18 protein-coding genes and 1 tRNA gene are annotated in these 18,556 nt (G+C 69.7%); 9 read left to right on the forward strand and 10 right to left on the reverse strand.

What is annotated here, in order from left to right; translation table 11 throughout:
- Positions 1–85 precede the first annotated feature (85 nt).
- Positions 86–658 (reverse strand): PPA1309 family protein, encoded by a 573-nt coding sequence (locus tag M3T53_RS09100; protein ID WP_272434204.1) that lies wholly within the window; start codon positions 656–658, stop codon positions 86–88.
- Between the two features lie 241 nt (positions 659–899).
- On the opposite strand from M3T53_RS09100, the gene M3T53_RS09105 reads away from it, so the two are divergent.
- The 6 genes from M3T53_RS09105 to M3T53_RS09130 all read left to right on the forward strand — a co-directional run bounded on the left by M3T53_RS09105 (position 900) and on the right by M3T53_RS09130 (position 8,142).
- Entirely contained in the window at positions 900–3,902 is a 3,003-nt protein-coding gene (locus tag M3T53_RS09105; RefSeq protein ID WP_272434205.1) for a UPF0182 family membrane protein, read from the forward strand.
- Positions 3,903–4,026: 124 nt separating this feature from the next.
- Positions 4,027–4,100: transfer RNA gene (locus tag M3T53_RS09110), tRNA-Met, on the forward strand.
- 444 nt (positions 4,101–4,544) lie between these two features.
- Positions 4,545–5,414 (forward strand): sulfite exporter TauE/SafE family protein, encoded by an 870-nt coding sequence (locus M3T53_RS09115; protein WP_272434206.1) that lies wholly within the window; start codon positions 4,545–4,547, stop codon positions 5,412–5,414.
- Between the two features lie 163 nt (positions 5,415–5,577).
- Positions 5,578–5,757 carry a hypothetical protein gene (locus M3T53_RS09120; protein ID WP_272434207.1) on the forward strand — a complete coding sequence of 60 codons (180 nt, stop codon included), beginning with the start codon at positions 5,578–5,580 and terminating at the stop codon, positions 5,755–5,757.
- A 92-nt stretch (positions 5,758–5,849) separates the two neighbouring features.
- Positions 5,850–7,439, forward strand: a complete 1,590-nt coding sequence (locus M3T53_RS09125) for an MBL fold metallo-hydrolase (RefSeq protein WP_272434245.1) — start codon at positions 5,850–5,852, stop codon at positions 7,437–7,439.
- Positions 7,440–7,512: 73 nt separating this feature from the next.
- The gene (locus M3T53_RS09130) at positions 7,513–8,142 is read left to right on the forward strand and encodes a cation transporter (protein WP_272434208.1); all 630 of its coding nucleotides are present in this window, start codon (positions 7,513–7,515) and stop codon (positions 8,140–8,142) included.
- Between the two features lie 132 nt (positions 8,143–8,274).
- On the opposite strand, the gene M3T53_RS09135 is transcribed toward M3T53_RS09130, so the two are convergent.
- The 3 genes from M3T53_RS09135 to M3T53_RS09145 form a co-directional block, all read right to left on the reverse strand.
- Positions 8,275–8,703: a rhodanese-like domain-containing protein gene (locus M3T53_RS09135; RefSeq protein WP_272434209.1), complete on the reverse strand. Its 429-nt coding sequence runs from the start codon at positions 8,701–8,703 to the stop codon at positions 8,275–8,277.
- A 536-nt stretch (positions 8,704–9,239) separates the two neighbouring features.
- On the reverse strand, positions 9,240–10,646 hold the full coding sequence (gene fumC / locus M3T53_RS09140) for a class II fumarate hydratase (RefSeq protein WP_272434210.1): 1,407 nt from the start codon (positions 10,644–10,646) through the stop codon (positions 9,240–9,242).
- A gap of 76 nt (positions 10,647–10,722) precedes the next feature.
- Entirely contained in the window at positions 10,723–11,994 is a 1,272-nt protein-coding gene (locus M3T53_RS09145; RefSeq protein WP_272434212.1) for an MFS transporter, read from the reverse strand.
- Between the two features lie 75 nt (positions 11,995–12,069).
- Between M3T53_RS09145 and M3T53_RS09150 the strand changes: the two genes are divergently transcribed.
- Both M3T53_RS09150 and M3T53_RS09155 read left to right on the forward strand, forming a co-directional pair.
- The gene (locus tag M3T53_RS09150; RefSeq protein ID WP_272434213.1) at positions 12,070–12,471 is read left to right on the forward strand and encodes an MmcQ/YjbR family DNA-binding protein; all 402 of its coding nucleotides are present in this window, start codon (positions 12,070–12,072) and stop codon (positions 12,469–12,471) included.
- Positions 12,472–12,687: 216 nt separating this feature from the next.
- On the forward strand, positions 12,688–13,218 hold the full coding sequence (locus tag M3T53_RS09155; RefSeq protein WP_272434214.1) for a flavodoxin domain-containing protein: 531 nt from the start codon (positions 12,688–12,690) through the stop codon (positions 13,216–13,218).
- A 42-nt stretch (positions 13,219–13,260) separates the two neighbouring features.
- On the opposite strand, the gene M3T53_RS09160 is transcribed toward M3T53_RS09155, so the two are convergent.
- The 5 genes from M3T53_RS09160 to M3T53_RS09180 all read right to left on the reverse strand — a co-directional run bounded on the left by M3T53_RS09160 (position 13,261) and on the right by M3T53_RS09180 (position 16,467).
- The gene (locus M3T53_RS09160) at positions 13,261–13,806 is read right to left on the reverse strand and encodes a dihydrofolate reductase (RefSeq protein ID WP_272434215.1); all 546 of its coding nucleotides are present in this window, start codon (positions 13,804–13,806) and stop codon (positions 13,261–13,263) included.
- On the reverse strand, positions 13,803–14,609 hold the full coding sequence (locus M3T53_RS09165) for a thymidylate synthase (protein ID WP_272434216.1): 807 nt from the start codon (positions 14,607–14,609) through the stop codon (positions 13,803–13,805). Before M3T53_RS09165 ends, M3T53_RS09160 begins: the two co-directional genes overlap by 4 nt.
- A gap of 77 nt (positions 14,610–14,686) precedes the next feature.
- Positions 14,687–15,442 carry a VPDSG-CTERM exosortase interaction domain protein gene (locus tag M3T53_RS09170; RefSeq protein ID WP_272434217.1) on the reverse strand — a complete coding sequence of 252 codons (756 nt, stop codon included), beginning with the start codon at positions 15,440–15,442 and terminating at the stop codon, positions 14,687–14,689.
- A gap of 1 nt (position 15,443) precedes the next feature.
- The gene (locus M3T53_RS09175) at positions 15,444–15,884 is read right to left on the reverse strand and encodes an OsmC family protein (RefSeq protein ID WP_272434218.1); all 441 of its coding nucleotides are present in this window, start codon (positions 15,882–15,884) and stop codon (positions 15,444–15,446) included.
- Positions 15,885–15,990: 106 nt separating this feature from the next.
- Positions 15,991–16,467, reverse strand: a complete 477-nt coding sequence (locus tag M3T53_RS09180; RefSeq protein WP_272434219.1) for a DUF2505 domain-containing protein — start codon at positions 16,465–16,467, stop codon at positions 15,991–15,993.
- A gap of 93 nt (positions 16,468–16,560) precedes the next feature.
- Here M3T53_RS09180 and M3T53_RS09185 point away from each other — a divergent pair, with 93 nt between their 5' ends.
- Entirely contained in the window at positions 16,561–18,021 is a 1,461-nt protein-coding gene (locus M3T53_RS09185; RefSeq protein ID WP_272434220.1) for a sensor histidine kinase, read from the forward strand.
- A 60-nt stretch (positions 18,022–18,081) separates the two neighbouring features.
- On the opposite strand, the gene M3T53_RS09190 is transcribed toward M3T53_RS09185, so the two are convergent.
- The gene (locus M3T53_RS09190; protein ID WP_272434221.1) at positions 18,082–18,330 is read right to left on the reverse strand and encodes a WhiB family transcriptional regulator; all 249 of its coding nucleotides are present in this window, start codon (positions 18,328–18,330) and stop codon (positions 18,082–18,084) included.
- Positions 18,331–18,556: the final 226 nt, after the last annotated feature.

Below are 18,556 nucleotides of genomic sequence, written 5' to 3' on the forward strand. Positions count from 1 at the left end.
GCCCGGCGTCGGCGCGCGCGGGGGTTGCCATCCTCCACCGCCCCCGGCCCGTCAGGGCCGTTCGCGCCCGCCGCGGACCGGGGGATCAGCCCCGAGCGGCCGAGCCATCCGGCTCCAGGGATGCCAGGAGCGCCTCGACGAGCCCGGGCACCAGGGACGACCCCTGCCCGACCTTGTCGTCGGAGTCGAAGGCGCGCGTGCGCAGGGCGCACCACGTCTCGCCCGAGCGCAGCGCCCCCACGGCCAGGCGCACATCGGTGCGCGACGGATGGTTCGAGATGAAGCGGAGCGCCTCCTCGGGGTCCTCGGGGGCCTCCTCCTCGACCTGCGGGGGGACGACGATCCTCTCGACCGTCAGGGCCGCCCCGGCGACGTTCTCGGGCCAGGCGAGATGGCCGAGGACCTCCTCGAGGTCGTCCTCGGCCAGATCGTCCTGGACGACCGCGGACAAATGGTCTCGCGACCCGTCCCAGCCGGCGCTCAGTCGCTCGGCGAGGTCGGCGGGCAATCCGGGCTGGGCGACGAGGTCGGCCGTCGGGACGAGGGCGTAGAGCGAGGGCGCGTGATCCCACCCGGCGCGCGACGCGGCGCGCTCGATGTCGACGACGACCGCGGCGAGGGCGATCTGGCGGGAGGTGGGCATCTGGGAATCCGTCATGGCGTCATGATCTCACGCCTCCGACGCCGACCCGGGCCGATCCCGCGCCTGCGGACCCGAAGCCGGGGCCCGCTCGGGCGGCGCGGCCGCGGACGGGTAGAATTCGCGGAGAACCCGTGAATGCGAGTACCTGAGAGTGGGTGACGCCGTGAGCGCCTTCCCGATGTTCGAATCCGATCGAGGGCCCCGTCCCAGACCGCCCCGACCGACGCCGAGAGGCCGGGGAAGGGGCATCAGCCCGATGTCCCTGACCCTCCTCGTCCTCGTCGGCCTCGGCGCCCTGATCTACGCGGCCTCGATCGTGTGGACGGAGATCCTGTGGTTCCGCCAGATGAGCGCCACGCGGATCATCCTCACCCAGTGGGGCGCGCACATCGGGCTGTTCCTCATCGGTTTCGCCGTCGTCTTCGCGATCACCTTCTCGTCCATGAGGATCGCCTACCGGCACCGGGCCGCCTCGACCCGCGGCGAGGCGTCGGCGAGCCTGCGCGAATACCAGGCGGCCTTCGAGCCCCTGCGCAGCCTCGCCTTCTGGGGCGTCTCCCTGTTCTTCGCGTTCACCAGCGGCGCGAGCCTGGCCGGTCAGTGGCAGACCCTCCTCCAGTTCATCAACCGGACCGAGTTCGGCACCGTCGACCCGCAATTCGGCCTCGACGCGTCCTTCTTCGTCTTCACGCTGCCTGCCCTGCGCGTCCTCGTGTCCTTCCTCCTCAAAGCGGTGACGATCGCCCTCATCGCCGGCATCGTCGTCCACTACCTCTACGGGACGATCCGACTGTCCCCGCGCCCCCACGCCTCGCGCCCGGCGCGCATCCAGTTGTCGATCCTCGCCGCCGCCGCCTCGCTCCTCATCGGCGCGAACTACTGGCTCGACCGCTACTCGCTGCTGACCAAGCGCGGGTCGACGGTCGATGGCGCGACCTACACCGACATCGCCGCCTCCCTGCCGGCGCACTCGATCCTCGCGGTGATCTCCCTGCTCGTCGCCGGGCTCTTCGTCTTCACCGCGTTCAAAGGCTCATGGAGGCTGCCGGCCATCGGTGTGGGCGTCACCGTCATCGCCGCCGTCGTCCTGGCGATGGCCTACCCGGCGCTCATCCAGCAGTTCCGGGTCACCCCCAACGAGCGCGCCCTCGAATCGGAGTACATCCAGCGCAACATCGACGCGACCCTGACCGCCTACGGCCTCGACGACCTCGAGTACACGAACTACGACGCGGAGACGACCGCCCAGGCCGGGCAGTTGCGCGAGGACTCCGAGTCGACCTCGCAGATCCGCCTCCTCGACCCGCAGGTCATCACCAAGACCGTCCAGCAGCTCCAGCAGTCCCGCCCCTACTACGGCTTCGACTCGGGCATGAAGGTCGATCGCTACACCGTCGACGGGGAGCAGCGCGACACCGTCATCGCCGTGCGCGAGATCAACCTCGACGGACTGTCCGCCGAACAGCGCACCTGGGTCAATATGCACACCGTCTACACGCACGGCTACGGGGTCGTCGCCGCCTACGGCAACACCCTCACCGGGGACGGGCTCCCCTCTTACTGGGAGCAGTCCGTCCCATCGGTCGGCGAGATGGGCGACTACGAGGAGCGCGTCTACTTCTCCCCGGGCGCCCCCCGCTACTCGATCGTCGGGGCCCCCGAGGGCGCCGACCCCCAAGAGCTCGACTACCCCGATGACAACGCCCCCGGCGGGCAGGTCTCGACGACCTTCTCCGGCGACGGCGGGCCGAGCGTCGGCAACCTGTGGAACAAGCTCCTGTACTCGATCAAGTTCGCGTCGACCGACATCTTCTTCTCCAGTCAGACGAACTCCGAATCGCAGATCCTCTACGACCGGGACCCGCTCCTGCGCGTGTCCAAGGTCGCCCCCTACCTCACCCTCGAGCAGGAGGCGTACCCGGCGGTCGTCGACATGGACGACGACCCGGCGACCCCCAAGCGCCTCGTGTGGGTCGTCGACGCCTACACGACGACCGACCAGTACCCGTACTCGCAGCACGAGTCCCTGGAGGAGACCACGGTCGACTCCCAGTCCTCCCAGATCGGCGAGTACGTCCAGGCCGAGACCATCAACTACATGAGGAACTCCGTCAAGGCCGTCGTCGACGCCTACGACGGCTCGGTCCGCCTGTTCCGCTGGGACGACCAGGACCCGATCCTGTCGACGTGGATGAAGATCTACCCGCAGACCGTCGAGCCGATCGACGCGATCTCCGGCGACCTGATGAGCCACCTGCGCTACCCCGAGGACATGTTCAAGGTCCAGCGCGAGCTCCTGACCAGCTACCACGTGACGAACGCGTCGGACTTCTACGCCGGCGGCGACCGGTGGCGCCTGGCGGAGGAGACGTCGACCGCGGTCCCCGGGGCCCAGCAGACCACCGTCGACGAGAACGGCAACACGGTCTCCACGCGGGTCGCGACGGCTCAGCCGCCGTACTACCTGACGATGCAGATGCCGACTCAGGAATCCGCGGAGTTCTCGTTGACCAGCGTCTTCGTGCCCGGTGGCGAGTCCAGGCGCGAGGCGATGGCCGGGTTCCTCGCGGTCGACTCCGAGACGGGCAGCAAGGCCGGGAAGGTGCGCGACGGCTACGGGAAGATGCGCCTCCTGGCGCTCCCGTCGTCGACGACCGCCCCGGGTCCCGGCCAGGTGCAGAACGCCTACGACTCGAACGAGCGGATCGCCACCCAGCTCAACCTTCTCAATCAGGCCGACTCGACGGTGATCCGGGGCAACCTCCTCACCTTGCCGGTCGGCGGGGGCCTGCTGTACGTCCAGCCGGTCTACGTCCAGGGCACGGGGTCGGCCTCCTACCCGGTGCTGCGCTCGGTGCTCACGGCCTTCGGCAACCAGGTCGGCTTCGCCTCGACGCTGGAGGAGTCGCTCAATCAGACCTTCGGCGGTGACGCCGCGGCGACGGTGGCCGGCGAGCAGCCGGAGTCCGAGGGCGATGACGGTGGCGGGGAAACCGGGGCCGTGGCGACGGCTCAGGAGCGCCTGACGGCGGCTCTTGCACGCGCGTCGGAGGCGCTGACCGAGTCGAGCGAGGCGCTGGCCGCCGGCGATTGGACCGCTTACGGGGCTGCCCAGAAGAAGCTCGACGCGGCGATCGCCGAGGCCGTCGCGGCCCAGACCGAGGCGGGACAGCCCGTCCCCGGGGCCGGTGCCGACGCTGAGGGACCGGACCGGGCCCAGTCGGGCGCGGCACCGGACGCGCCTCAGTCGAACGGCTGACGAGCAGGCAGGCCGGGCGTCGCAATGCGGCGAATCGGGGGGGGCGGTGACCGTCGTGGAGACGAAGGTCACCGCCCCCCGATTGGCGTTCGGCGTGGGCCCGGACTAACGTGGGTGTCACCGACGCGGGGTGGAGCAGTTCGGTAGCTCGCCGGGCTCATAACCCGGAGGTCGCAGGTTCAAATCCTGTCCCCGCTACGAGACCAGAGGCCTCGGACGCGAAAGCGCCCGAGGCTTTCTGCTTGCCTGGGACATGCTGGGCGGGCCCCGGGTCGGAGTCCCGCGTGCACTCATGGCCTGAGAGGTCACGAGGTCGGTGACCGTGATGCCGATGCGGTGATCGGTGCCGAGTACGACCGGCCCCGCCCCCACCTCCGCCGTTTCCCCCGAAAACGAACATTTCCCACCCGATCAGGTGGGAAATGTTCGTTTTCGGGGGAGGAGAGGGAGGGGAGAAAGCTAGTGGGTAGAGAGTGAGCGAGGTGGCGGCGGGGATGCGTCCATGACTTCGGTGTCGTCGGGGGCGCCCTGCCCGGCCTTTTTCGGAGGCAGGCGCGTCTCTTGCGGGTCGACGGCAGCGTCGCGACGCCGGCCGCGGGTCCCGCCGACGCCGACAGCCGAATGGGAGTACGGTCGGAGCCCGTGACCGACACGCATCACCCCCCAGCCGAACGACCGGATGCCGATCCCCCCGCCCGCCCGGACACTCCCGACCGCACGAGAGGACGACATCCGGCCCGGCCCGGAGCTCCCAGGGCCGTTGCGCTGACCGCCCTGACGGGAGTCGTCGCCGGACTGCTGTCCGGCCTCTTCGGTGTTGGCGGAGGGCTCGTCATCATCCCCGCGCTCGTCGCGATTCTCGGTATGGAGCAGCGCCGGGCCTCGGCGACCTCCCTGGCCGCCACCGTCCTCACCGCGACAGCCGGGTCGACGACGTACGCCGCGCACGGCCAGGTCTCCCTCGTCGCGACCCTCGTCGTCGCCCTCGGCTCCCTCGTCGGAGCCCAGATCGGCGTGCGACTCCTGAGGCGACTGCCCAACAAAGTCCTGTCTATCGTGTTCGTCGCGTTCGTCGGATTCGTCATCGTCTCCATGCAACTCCAAGTCCCCGTGCGCGACGCCCCGATGACGATCACCCCGTGGGCCTGCCTGGGGATGGTCGTCGTCGGACTCGTCGCCGGGATCTTCGCCGGACTCGTCGGCGTCGGCGGAGGATCGATCATCGTCCCCGGCCTCGAACTCGTCGTCGGAGCCGGCGACCTCCTCGCCCGCGGCACCTCGCTCCTCGTGATGATCCCCACCGGAGTCACCGGGACGATCAGCAACGCCCGCCACCGCCTCGTCGACCTGCGGACCGCCCTCATCGTCGGCGGATGCGCGGCCGCCCTGACGCCCGTCGGGCGCCTCATCGCCGCGCAGGTCAGCCCCCGCGTCGGCTCCCTTCTGTTCAGCGGGTTCCTCCTGATCGTCGTCTTCACCACCCTGCGCACGATCGCGCGCGCCCACCGGTGAGGATCCCCCGGACCCGCCCCCGACCCGTACTGGGGCGCCGTCGTCAAGCTCGGCGTCGAGTCGAGACCGTCGACCCAGGTCGTCGGCCTCGTCGAGGAAGACGGCAGGATCACCGCCGCCAGGGGAGGAATCCTCGGAGCCGGGGCTTCGACCACAACAAGGAATGCGCCTGAGGGACCACGGCCATCAGGGATACCTCGGGGGCGGAGTCGAACCCCGGCAGATCCACCAGAGCGCCCAAGCCCGCTGCTCCGCCCTCGTCCTGATGAACGACGCCGGGCGCCGCCAGCACGACCGCAGAGCGGAGGCTCCCCGCATCGACAGAATCGACGCGGGGGAGTGAAACACGTTTGTATCCATATGGGTTAAGGTGATCGGGCGCCGCCGAAGCGGTGCAACAATCCCCATCATCCATACGGATAGCGAGTGTCAACGATGCGAATCCTGTCTCATCGTCTTCCTGCGGCCGTCGTCACGGCCTCCGTCCTGGTCGGCGCCGGTGCGCTGACGATCCTCCCGAGCGGACCGGCTCATGCCGCGGACGGGCAGGAACGGATCCACATCATGGGGTACAACTTCTCCGACGCGATCATCCTCGAATCCGATGGGCGCTTCGCGATCATCGACTCGGGGGAGGACAACGACTACCCCGACGGCAGCGATCCCCGCTATCCGCTGCGCCCCGGGGTCACGAGGGATAATCCCCTCGAGGCCCGCACGCTCGCCTACCTCGACCGACTCGGCGTCACCGCCGACAACCTCGAGTTCTTCCTCGGGACCCACGCCCACTCCGACCACATCGGACTGGCGGACGCCGTCATCAGGAAATACAAGCCGAAGCGGGTGTACTCCCCGGAGTACTCCGATGAGTGGATCTCCAACCCGGACCGCCTCTGGGACAACCAGTACATCTACGACCAGATGATCGAGGCGGCCCAGGAGATCGGGGTCCCGATCATCCAGCACCTGTCCGCGGACGGACCGGTCCTCCCGACCGACGACGCGCCCCACTCGGCCGCAGACTCCTTCGACTTCGGGGACATGCGGATCCAGATCGTCAACCACCAGGAGGACTACAAGACGCCGGGGGCGATCCAGGACGCCAACCTGACCGCGTGGGGCGTCAAGGTCACCGCGCACGGGCACAGCGCGTTCCTCGCGGCCGATATCGAGAACACCGACGGCGACGAGGACCGGATCGCCCCGATCATCGGGGACGTCGACGTCCTCAAACTCGGCCACCACGGGGCCGCGACATCCAACAGCCGCGACTACCTCGCCGCCCTCCACCCCGAGATCGCCTTCCAGACGGGCAGCTTCGACATCCTCCCGACGCAGACCATGGAGCAGCTCTTCACGATGGGCACGCGCCTCTACACCGCCGACGACGTGACGGACGCCGGACTCGAGGCGTTCGTCGTCACCTTGACGGACCAGTCGGTGACGACCTCCGACCTCGATAAGGGAGTGCACGTCAGGAGCCACTCGTGGTACTCCCCCAGGGCCGTGGCCCTTCGCGACGGCAGGCCCGAGGCGCTGACCGGGTGGAAGGCAGACAACGGGTCCTGGTATCACTTCGATGGATCCGCCTATCCCGAGGAGAATCGCTGGTTCAACGATGGGGGGACCTGGTACCACCTCGGCGGCAACGCGCGGATGTCCACCGGCTGGCTGAACGACGGGGGCACGTGGTACTACCTCGCGCCGTCGGGGGCGATGGTGACCGGGTGGGTCAACAACGGGGGCACGTGGTACTACCTCAGGCCGTCCGGGGCGATGGCCACCGGCTGGATCAACGATCGCGGCACCTGGTACCACCTCGCCTCATCCGGGGCCATGTCCACCGGGTGGGTCAACGACGGGGGCACGTGGTACTACCTCAGGGGGTCGGGGGCGATGGCCACCGGCTGGATCAAGGACCGCGGCGCCTGGTACTACCTCGCGCCGTCGGGGGCGATGATGACCGGCTGGATCAACGATCGCGGCACCTGGTACCTCCTCGGCCCGTCGGGCGCCCTCGTCTGAGCGCGCTCCACAACGAATCCGTCACGGGGGACGCCGGCGTAGAGCCGGCGTCCCCCGTGGGACAATTCCACCCATGTGCACGAACGACCCGATGCCGTCGAATCCGCTGCCGAGGAGCAGCCGACGGATCATCTTGATCGTCGCCCTCCTCAACCTCGCCGGCATGGTCATGGAGGTCGTCGTCGCCGCCCTCATCGGATCCGCCTCGCTCTTCGCCGACGCCGCGGACTTCCTCGAGGACCTCCTCATCAACGGCCTCGTCCTCCTGGCGGCCGGATGGCCCCTCGACTCCCGGCGCCGCGCCTCCATGTGGCTCGCGGGACTGATCCTCATCCCCGCGGTCGCGGCTTTCGTCACGGCGGCCTGGAAGGTCGTCACCGGCCAGCCTCCCCAGGCCCTCACGCTGTCGGGGACCGCCGTCGCAGCGATGACCATCAACCTCATCTGCGCCCTCCTGCTGGTCTCGATCCGCAACGGCGGAGGGGCCCTCGTGCGCGGGGCGTGGCTCGCGGCCCGCAACGACGTCCTCGCCAATGCCCTGATCCTCATCGCCGGGCTCATCACCCTCGTATGGGCGTCAGTCTGGCCCGACGTTGTGGTCGGCGTCGTCGTCGGCGTCATCAACATCGGCGCGGCCAAGGAGGTCCTCGAAGCCGCCAGGGCCGAGACGCCCGAACTCGAACTCGCCGAGGACGAGGACTGACGGGACCGCCGGAGGATGAACGAGCCGGCTGATCGACGGCTCGGACCCGACGGATCGAGCATCCCGGGCCGTCGAGGGAGAGGCCGGGCTCCTAGTGGATTCGCCTCCCAGTCATCCCCGTTTTCATATTGGTCAGTTCTTCACGATCTCCGTATCGAGGGCTTTTGCGGCCTCCTCGAGGCCGCCGGCGTTCGTGACCTTCGTGAATCCTGCGGCCTTCATCATGTCGAGGGCCTCGCCCGCGCGGCGGCCCGAACGGCAGTAGAGGGTGTACTCGGCGTTCTTGTCGAGCTCGCCGATCTTCTCCGCGAAGTCGGGGGCGCTGAAGTCGATGTTCCTCGCCTCCTTGAGGTGCCCCTCGGCGAACTCCTCAGGGGTGCGCACGTCGATGAGGGTTCCGACGTGCGTGCTCCCCTCCTGCGAGGACGCGGCGGTCGAGGACGCGTCAGACGCGGCGGGCTGAGCGTTCTTCGCCGAGTCCGAGCAGGCGCTCAGCGCGGGTGCGAGGGCGAATGCTCCGATCGCGGCGGACGCGAGGAGGACGTGGCGGCGAGCGGTCATGAGGCTCCGATCTTCGACGAGGCGTGGTGCTGGCCACCAGTGTGTCAGAGGCCGCTGATAGTTCCCTGGGCCCCGCTTCGGGGCGGGTGTACACCGATGACGGCGCGCTTTTCCTGCTTCCCGCTTCGGTGGGGGCGGGTGTACACCGACGACGAGCGCGACGACGGCGTGCATGTCCTACCCCCCCCGTTTCGGGGGCGTGTGGCGCGGGTGTCCGAGGTCGGACGGGCGCGGGGGCGAGGGGGCCTCGACCCCATTCTTTGCGAAGACGCTGACGAAAGCAGGCGCGAAAGGCCCCCTGCGGCGGGTCCTGCGGGTGGTCGGCCCCGTCGCCGGCGCCCGCTCGAGGGACTCAGGGAGCGGCCAACGCCGCCCTGGGCGCATGATCGGCTCGCCCCTGCAGGTGGCTTGCGTGTCCTCCTCGTCCAGACGGCGTAGCCGGGACAGTCCCTCGGGAGGCGGAGACGACGGCGCCGGCCGGAGACTCTTGTCCTCCGGCCGGCGCCGAGCCCCGCATCGGGGTCAGTTCGGGCGACTCACTGGGCGGCGCTGGGGTGCGTCATGTCGGCGGGGACGACCCACGCCGCGAACTCCTCCTCGGTGACGAATCCGAGTTCGAGCGCCGACTCCTTGAGGGACAGGCCCTTGTGGTGGGCGTTCTTCGCGATCTTCGACGCCTTGTCGTAGCCGATGTGGCGGTTGAGAGCCGTCACCTGCATGAGGTTGGTGTCGAGGTTGGCCTGGATCTTCTCCCGGTTCGGCTCGATGCCGTAGGCGCAGTTCGTGTCGAAGGACACGCAGGCGTCGCCGAGCAGGCGGATCGACTCCAGGACGTTCCACGCCATGACGGGCTTGAAGACGTTGAGCTGGAAGTTGCCCTGGGAACCGGCGAAGCCCACTGCGGCGTCGTTGCCGAACACCTGGACGGCGACCATCGTCATGGCCTCGCACTGGGTCGGGTTGACCTTGCCGGGCATGATCGACGAGCCGGGCTCGTTCTCGGGGATGATGAGCTCGCCGATGCCGTTGCGGGGCCCGGAGGCGTACCAGCGCACGTCGTTGGCGATCTTCATCAGGGCGTCTGCCAGGACGCGCAGCGCGCCGGAGACGAGGACGAGGGCGTCGTGGGCGCCGAGGGCGGCGAAGAGGTTGTCCGCCTGGGTGAACTCGATGCCGGTCTCCTCGGAGATCTTCCGGGCGCACAGGGCGCCGAACTCCGGATGGGCGTTGAGGCCGGTGCCGACCGCGGTCCCGCCGATGGCGAGTTCGCGAGCGCGCGAGTCCGCGTAGCGGATGCCGTCGAGGGCGAAGTCGATCTGGGCGACCCAGCCCGAGAACACCTGGCCGAGGGTGATGGGCGTGGCGTCCTGCAGGTGGGTGCGGCCGACCATGACGACGTCGGCGTACTCCCGGGCCTTGGCGTCGAGGGTGTCGCGCAGCTGCATGACCCGCGGGTACATGTCCTGGAGCTCCGAGACGACGGCGATGTGCATCGCGGTGGGGAAGGTGTCGTTCGACGACTGGCCGCGGTTGACGTGGTCGTTGGGGTGGACCGGGGTCTTCGAGCCCATCTCGCCGCCGGCGAGCTCGATCGCCCGGTTCGAGATCACCTCGTTGGAGTTCATGTTCGACTGGGTGCCGGAGCCCGTCTGGAAGACGACGAGGGGGAAGTGGTCGTCGAGCTCGCCGCGGATCACCTCGTCGCCGGCGCGGGCGATGAGGTCGGCGATGTCCTGGGGGAGCTCGCCGAGCTGGGCGTTGGCCAGGGCCGCGGACTTCTTGAGGACGCCGAGGGCGCGGACCATCGGCCGGCCCCAGACGAAGGTGTTGCGGCCGATGTCGAAGTTGTGCAGGGAGCGCTCGGTCTGAGCGCCCCAATAGCGGTCCGAGGCGACCTCGACGGTGCCCATGGAGTCGGATTCGATGCGGGTGTTGTCTGCCACTGAAGGCTCCTTCGGTTACGGAGGTGAGCCCCTCCAGCCTACCGGCCGGCCTTCCCGGGCGTCGGGGCCAGTCGTCCTATCGACGGGCTGAGGCCAGGCGCGGATGCAGCCATGCGCTCGCGCAGGACAGGGCGAGGAGGACGAGGGCGAGGACGAAGGGGGACAGGGGGCGCCAGCCGTACAGGGCGGTCGCGCACACGGGGGCGAAGATCCAGGTGACGGCTCCCGTCGCGTTGACGATGCCGGCGACGCCCCCCTGCTCGTCCGCGGTGACCGACAACGAGGCCCCGGCGGAGAACCCGGGGCTCGCCAAGCCCTGGGCGACGCCGGCGAAGAACGCGGCCAGGGCGATGAGAACGGGGGACGAGGCGACGGCGAGCGCGCTGAGGGAGATGAGGCCGGTGGTCATCCCCACGCGCAGGAGGAGCAGCGGAGGCCAGCGCAGGCGCGGGACGGCCACGAGCTGCATGAGCATCCCGCCGGTGGCGCTGGCCAGGAGCATGAGGCCCGTCGTCGACACCGCTTCGCGGGGGTCGAGGCCGAGTCGGTCCTGCACGAGGAACCCCATGGTGATCTGGACGACGCCCGCGGCGAAGAACATGCCGAAGACGCCGGCGATCCACGGCAGGATCCTCGGGTCGTGCCAGGAGACGCGCGGCGGCAGCAGGGCCGACGCGGCGGCAGCCCCCTCGTCGCGCTCAGCGCGGGGCGAGGGCGCGGGGGAGGCGGTCGCGGTGCCCTGGGAGTCTCGTGGGATCCAGATCCACGCGATGACGAGGGCGACGACGATGAACCAGGGGGTCGCGTGGACCGGTGCGTAGATCCACCACGATCCCAGAGCCGAGGAGATCAGCGAGCCGATCATGATCGACAGGCTGATGGCCCCGGAGAACGCTGACAGTCCGCGCACGCGCGACTCCTGGTCGGGGGTCGTCTCGGCGACGAGGGCCTGACCGGTCGGGGGGATCGCGGCGACCGCCGATCCGAAGAACGGGCCCCGGGCCATCATGATCGCCCCGGCGGCCGCCCCGGCCCCCAGGAGCCCCGCGGACCGCATCCACACGGCCGCGGAGAACAGGGATCCGGCGACGAGGGCGAGGAACAGCGCCCAGAGGAGGACTCGTCGGCGCCCCCAGGCGATCGACCGGCGCCCCCAGAATTGGCTGAGGAGGGCGACCGCGACGGCGGCCAGCGAGACGGCGGCGCCGACGATCCATTCGGGCAGGCCCAATGCCCGCGCCAGTGGGGCGATCGACACGTTGAGCATGTTCTGCGCGGTGTAGGTGAACAGGGCGATCGCCAGCAGGGCGCGGAGCGTCGGATCGGTCGGGGCGGAGGAGGAGCGCACCGGGTTAGTCTAGGTCGTGCGGGCCGTCCGCGACGAGGGCGCCGGGCGCCGTCGTATGGTCGGATCGGGGGTGCGATGGATAACGAGGAGCTGCGGGAGCTGGCCATGGGCGCGGCCGAGGAACTGCCGGCCTCGACGCTGACCTGGCCCTTCGGTCCCGAACACGATGTGTTCAAGGTCTGCGGCAAGGTCTTCATGCTCCTGCACCTGCGCCACGGCCGGCTCATGGTCACCGTCAAGGCGGATCCCCGCGAGGCCCGGGCCCTCATCGACGAGTACGAGCAGGTCATCCCCGGGTATCACATGAACAAGCGGCACTGGGTGACGATCCTGCCCGGCGACTCCCTGGCCGCCGACGACATTTGCGACATCATCGCCTCGTCTTATCTGCTCGTCGTCGAGTCCCTCCCCCGGGCGCGCCGCCCCGTCGACCCCGAGGCCTACACGAATGCCCTGATGTCCAGGCGCGGCCGTTGACGGATGTGCGCACGGGGACGGTGGACCCCGGAAAACCGGGGGAAAACGACCGGAGAACACCCCCGCCCCCTCGCGACGGGAGATGACGCCGCGACAGGTCGAGGCCTGGCCGCCCGAATGTGACAGGGCGTCGCAACAACTCTGGTCGGACGGGGCTAGCGTGCGGACCGACACCTCACACGCCGACAGACAGGGAGCCCCATGAGGATCCTGGCCGTGCACTCCAGCCGATTCGGACACACCGCGAACATCGTTGCCTCGACGGCCCACCGCCTGCGCGAACACGGGCACGACGTCGACGTGCGCCCCATCGGCGCGATCCGCGCATGGGACGACACCGCCCAGGCCGTCCTCGTCGCCGCCTCCGTCCGCTACGGCGTCTACTCCCCGCGCATCGTTTCCTTCACCCGGCGCAACGCCGAGCGCCTGGCCCGCGTGCCCTCGGCGTTCATCGGCGTCAACCTCTCGGCCATCGACGCCGACAAGGCCACGCCGCAGACCAACCGGTACACGAAACGATTCCTCGCCTCCACCCCCTGGAGGCCCGACCTCGTCCAGCTCTTCGGCGGAGAACTCAACTTCCCCCTCTACAACCCGCTCGACACGGCCCTGCTCAAGCCGATCCTCGCGACCACCGGGCGCCCCTGGGGACCGGATGTGCGCGTCGACTACACGGACTGGGAAGAGGTCGACGCCTTTGCCGACAGGTTCGCGGACTACGCGGCCTCCCGGCGCGCCGAGGACTGACCCCCCGCCGCGCCGGTCCCCGATCGTGAGCCGATCGGCCCCTCAGCGGCGCACCCAGGTCGTCACGCGCCACCGCGCATCCCCCGACACCGGCCGCCACTCCTCGTCCGACCGGCCGGCGTCGACGCGCCACACGGCCTCATCGATCACGGGGGCCCGCACAACCGGTCCGTCGCCTGCAACCGACAGATCGAGGTCGGTGATGACGAGCTCGTCGACGATGCCCATCGTCTGCTCGTACACCGTCGCCCCGCCGGCGATCCAGATCCTCCCCGGCGCCTCCGAGCCCACCCCCGATCGGGCATCGACGAACCCCCGGGCCCGGCCCATCGCCTCGTCGATCGAGCCGACGACGACCCCGCCCGGGGCCTCGTACCCCGGAGTGCGCGTGACGACGATGTTGAGGCGGCCCGGCAGGGCCCCGCCCAGCGCCTCCCACGACGCCCGCCCCATGACCAGCGGGCACCCCATCGTCGACTCCTTGAAATGGGCGAAATCGGCCGGCACCCGCCACAGCATCCCCGTTCCCGAGCCGAGGACGCGCGCCCGATCCTGCGCCCAGATCGACGCGACGACCGGCCCGTTCATACGGCCACCGGAGCCGGGATCGTCGGATGGTGCTCGTAGCCGTCGACGACGACGTCGTCGAAGTCGTAGTCGAACATCGACGCGGCCTTGCGCAGCCGCAGGACGGGGAACGGGTACGGATCGCGCGACAGCTGCTCGGCCACCTGGTCGACGTGGGTGGAGTACACGTGGCAGTCGCCGCCCGTCCAGATGAACTCCCCGACGTCCAGGCCCGCCTGCTGGGCGAACATGTGCGTCAGGAGCGAGTAGGAGGCGATGTTGAACGGCACCCCCAGGAACATGTCGGCGCTGCGCTGGTAGAGCTGGAGGCTCAGGCGCCCGTCGGCGACGTAGAGCTGGAAGAACGCGTGGCACGGTTCGAGCGCCATCTGTTCGAGCTCGCCGACGTTCCACGCGGACACGATCATCCGGCGCGACTGCGGGTTCGTCCTCAGGGTGTCGAGAACCCGGCTGATCTGGTCAACCCGGCGCCCGTCGGCCGTCCGCCACTTGCGCCATTGGACGCCGTAGACGGGGCCGAGCTCGCCGTCCTCGTCGGCCCACTCGTTCCAGATACGGATCTTGCGCTCCTGGAGCCACCGGACGTTCGAATCGCCGTTGAGGAACCACAGCAGCTCCCCGACGACCGACCTGAGGTGGACGCGCTTCGTCGTGATGAGGGGGAAGCCCCGGGACAGGTCGTAGCGCAGGTGGGCGCCGAAGACGGAGCGCGTACCCGTGCCCGTGCGGTCGTCCTTGACGGCTCCCTCGCGCATGATCCGCGCGAGGAGGTCCTCGTACTGACGGTCCGGGGTGATGCTCATGGGGCTCCTGTCATCGGTGGCGCGTCGCGGCCGCGCGGTCGGGGAGTGCGCGGCGGCGGTACGGGGCCGCGCCGACGTTAGGGGAAGTGTGGCAGATCCGCGTCCTCGTCGGCCAGATCGATCCGTTCATAGAGCTGGGAGCGGCCGGTGTCGTCGACGAGGCGGACGTCGACGACGGTGGGGGCCTGGGCGAAGGACTCGGGCGCGGGCCCTAGCGCGAGGGACAGTCCCTCGATGGTGTTCTTCGCCAGACCCGAGCCGATTCCCCATCCGACGACGGCGCCGATCCCGAAGGGGATCAGCCGTCCGACGGTCGACATCGCCGCGGATTTGAGGGCGCGGCGCCGGACCCAGCGGATCATCATCTTGTTGAAGCGCTCCGCCGACACGGTGCGGATGTTGAGGAAGGAGCTGCGGAACCACGAGAGCGCTTGGATCCCGACCTGCATCGAGATCAGCTCCGCGCCCTCCTCGCCGGTCAGGGCGGCGACGACCAGGGCGGTGCGCTTGGCAGGATCCCTGAGGTCCATCCCGTGCAGGTGGGCGACGACCATCGAGTGGTAGGCGGCCTCGGAGACGAAGGCCAGGAGTTGGGCGCCCGAAGCTCCGGCGGAGACGGCGGTGCCGATCCCCGGCCATGCGGCGACGCCCCCGACGGCGGCCGACTCCCAGGAGACCCGCGTGGTGAAGCGACGGTTCTCCATGGCGATGAGCTCGGCGGGGGTCGCGTCCGGGTGGCGCTCGCGCAGCCTGCGCGCGGCGTCGAGGGATCGCGAGTAGGGGACGTCGAGCGCTCGGCGCCAGGCGCCCGTCACCATGTCCGTCGTCGCCATCTCAGTCCTCCGAGATCTTCTCTGAGGTGAAGGAGCGGGTGTAGGGGACGGGGTGGGCGAGGGTGTGCCCGATGGTGCAGTTGCGGTCGATGGCGCCGCCGGCGCGGCGCAGGAGGTCGGAGATCTCGGACTCGGACAGCCCGGAGAGGTCCTGGACGAGTTCGATCTCGAAAGAGGTGAAACGGTCGTCGGCTTCGTCGTAGGCGCCTGAAACGCCGATGTACTGCTCGAAGTCGTCGCCGAGCCGGTCGGCGAGGCGCTTGTCGGAGGACATCGCGTTGCAGCCGGCGATCGCCAGCTTGATGAGGTCCCCGGGGGTGAAGTGTCCGGGGCCGTCGCCGACGAGGACTTCGGCCCCCTTGGCGTTGCGCGCGATGTACTGCCGGGTGGCCGTGCGCTCGAGGTAGAGGGCGGGGACGGGGGTCTGCTCGGTGTTGCTCATGGCGCCATTGTCCACCGGGTCGGTGGTTCGCGCCGGATGAACCCCGATTGCGGGCGTCACTGGCGCCGGCGCCGGGCCTGCCACGCGAGCCCCGGGAGAGCGGCGGTCAGGGCCGTCGGGCGTCGAGCCATCTGGCGGCCGCGGCCAGTTCGGCGTCGACGACGAGGTTGAACCGGGCGAGCGCCTCCTGCTCGATGCGCCGGCCGAACAGGGGGACGGACACGGTGAGGTCGCCGCCGACGACCCGTTCGGCGCCGGCGGGGGAGTCGGTCAGCGTCGAGTCGAAGGAGAGAGCGACGGGGGCGCCCCGAACGCTCAGGCTCGTATGGGCGCGGGCGCCCTCCCACGTCTCGGTGAAGGTCATGTCGAGGTCGCCGGGGACGAGGGCGCGCGCCTGAGCGGGCAGGAGCTCCGGGTCGAGGCCCCCGGTGACGGTGGCGGTCGCGGTGGCCGCGTCGATGCGGATCTCGGGGGCGCGGCGGCACAGGCGGGCGAAGCGCTCGGCGAGGAAGCCGGCGTCCAGGGACATATCGAGGACGGTCTCGACGTCGGCGGGGTAGACGAGTTTTCGCGTGAATTCCACGGGGCTCCTCATTGCTGGTCGCTCGGATGTCGCTCGGGCGGGTCGGCGGGGGCGGGCGCCCCTCGGCCTGCTCAGCCACCGTACAGTAGTGCCATGAGAAGCCTGACCCAGCTCGCGGAGGAAGCCTCGACCACTCCGCTGTCGGATAAGGACATCGAGTGGCTCCACCTGCTCCTCGCGGACTGGCAGGTGCTCGCCGATCTCGCGGCGGCCGACCTCGTCCTGTGGCTACCGACCGACGACAACCGCTTCATCGCGGCGGCGCACTGCCGGCCGGCGACGTCGACGACGGTCCACGCCGACGACATCATCGGCCTGCATCTGCCGGCGGCCCGGGAGATCGAGTTGCGCCGGGCGATCGCCACGGGCAACGTCATCAAGGCATCGACGGCCCACTGGGCGGGCACCTATTCGATGATGGAGACCTGCGTGCCCGTCAATCACGAGGGGAACATCATCGCGGTCGTCACACGGGAGGCGAACCTGTCCTCGCCGCGCCTGTCCCTGGGATTCGAGGGGTGGACGGTGGCCGCGGCCGACACCCTGTGCCAGATGATCTCGCGCGGCGAATACCCGTACGAGTCCACGCCGGCGGTGTCGGCGCACGGGGTCCCGCGGGTCCTCGACGGGGCGGTCCTCATCGACGCCGACGGGCGCATCCAGGAGACGACGCCGAACGCGGTGTCGTGCCTGCGCCGCCTGGGCATCCGCTCCCATGTCAAGGGGAAGATCCTCGCCCAGGAGATCACCGACGTCGTCGGGGACTCCTCGATGATCGAGGAGTCGATGGCGGTCGTCGTCATGGGGCGGGCGTCGTGGCGCGTCGAGATCACCGCGCACGCGTCGACGATCACGATGCGCGCCCTGCCCCTCCTCGACGGGCGGCGCCGTCTGGGCGCGGTCCTGCTGACCCGCGACGTGTCGGAGGTCCATCGCCACGAGCAGGAGCTGATGACGAAGGACGCGACGATCCGCGAGATCCACCACCGGGTGAAGAATAATCTCCAGACCGTTTCGGCGCTGCTGCGCCTCCAGTCCCGCCGGTCGGCGGAGGATGCGGTCAAGCAGGCGCTGGCCGAGGCCGAGCGGCGGGTCCAGGCGATCGCGACCGTGCACGCGGCGCTGTCGCAGAACGTCGACGAGACGGTCGACTTCGACGAGGTGGCGCGCACGGTCTTGCGGATGTCGGGGGCGGTGGCGTCGACCGAGCACCAGGTCGAGGTCGTGACGACCGGGAGTTTCGGGGTGATCCAGGCGGATCAGGCGCAGGCTCTGGCCACGGTCCTCAACGAGCTCGTCGCCAATTCGGTCGAGCACGGGCTGGCGGGCCGCGACGGCAGGATCGAGGTGACGGCCGAGCGCGATGCGGAATCCATGAGGGTGACGGTCGCCGATGACGGGGTGGGTTTCGAGCCGGGGGCTCCGATGAGCGGTTTGGGGACCCAGATCGTCCGTCAGATGGTGCGCGGGGATCTGCGCGGCTCGATCGAGTGGTCGGAGCGCCCGGGAGGCGGGACGGTCGTCACGCTCGACATGGATCTGGAGCCCGTGTGAGAGGAGTCGACGAGGAGGGGCGGCCGCATCAGCCCGCCCCTCCTGCTCGTGGGTTCCGTGTCAGGACGCCCGGCGGGCCCTGGCGGCGCGCCGTTTGAGGGAGCGGCGCTCCTCTTCGCTCATGCCGCCCCAGACGCCGGAGTCCTGGTTGTTCTCGATCGCCCATTGGAGGCACACGGATTCGACGGAGCACGTGTGGCACACGGCCTTGGCCTCCGCGGCCTGAGCGATGGCCGGCCCGGTGTTCCCGATGGGGAAGAACAGCTCGGGGTCAACACTCAGACAGGCGGCCTTGCTGCGCCAATCCATTTTCGGCTCCTTACGAAGGCATCTCGACATATGCGTGAACGGGAAACGAATGATCCCTGGCAACTTGACAAGTTTGGGGCATCATCGACCGTCCGGCAAGGCTTTTCGCGTCACTGTGTCGTATCCGGCATCGGCGTCGGCCGATGGAGCGCCCTTTGGGCGCGCTGACGGAGCAATGGGGAGCGTGAGTTCGCGCGGTTGCGCCCACGGAAACTCCGCGTCCTGA

The organism is Actinomyces sp. B33, from assembly GCF_028437565.1.
Lineage (GTDB): Bacteria > Actinomycetota > Actinomycetes > Actinomycetales > Actinomycetaceae > Pauljensenia.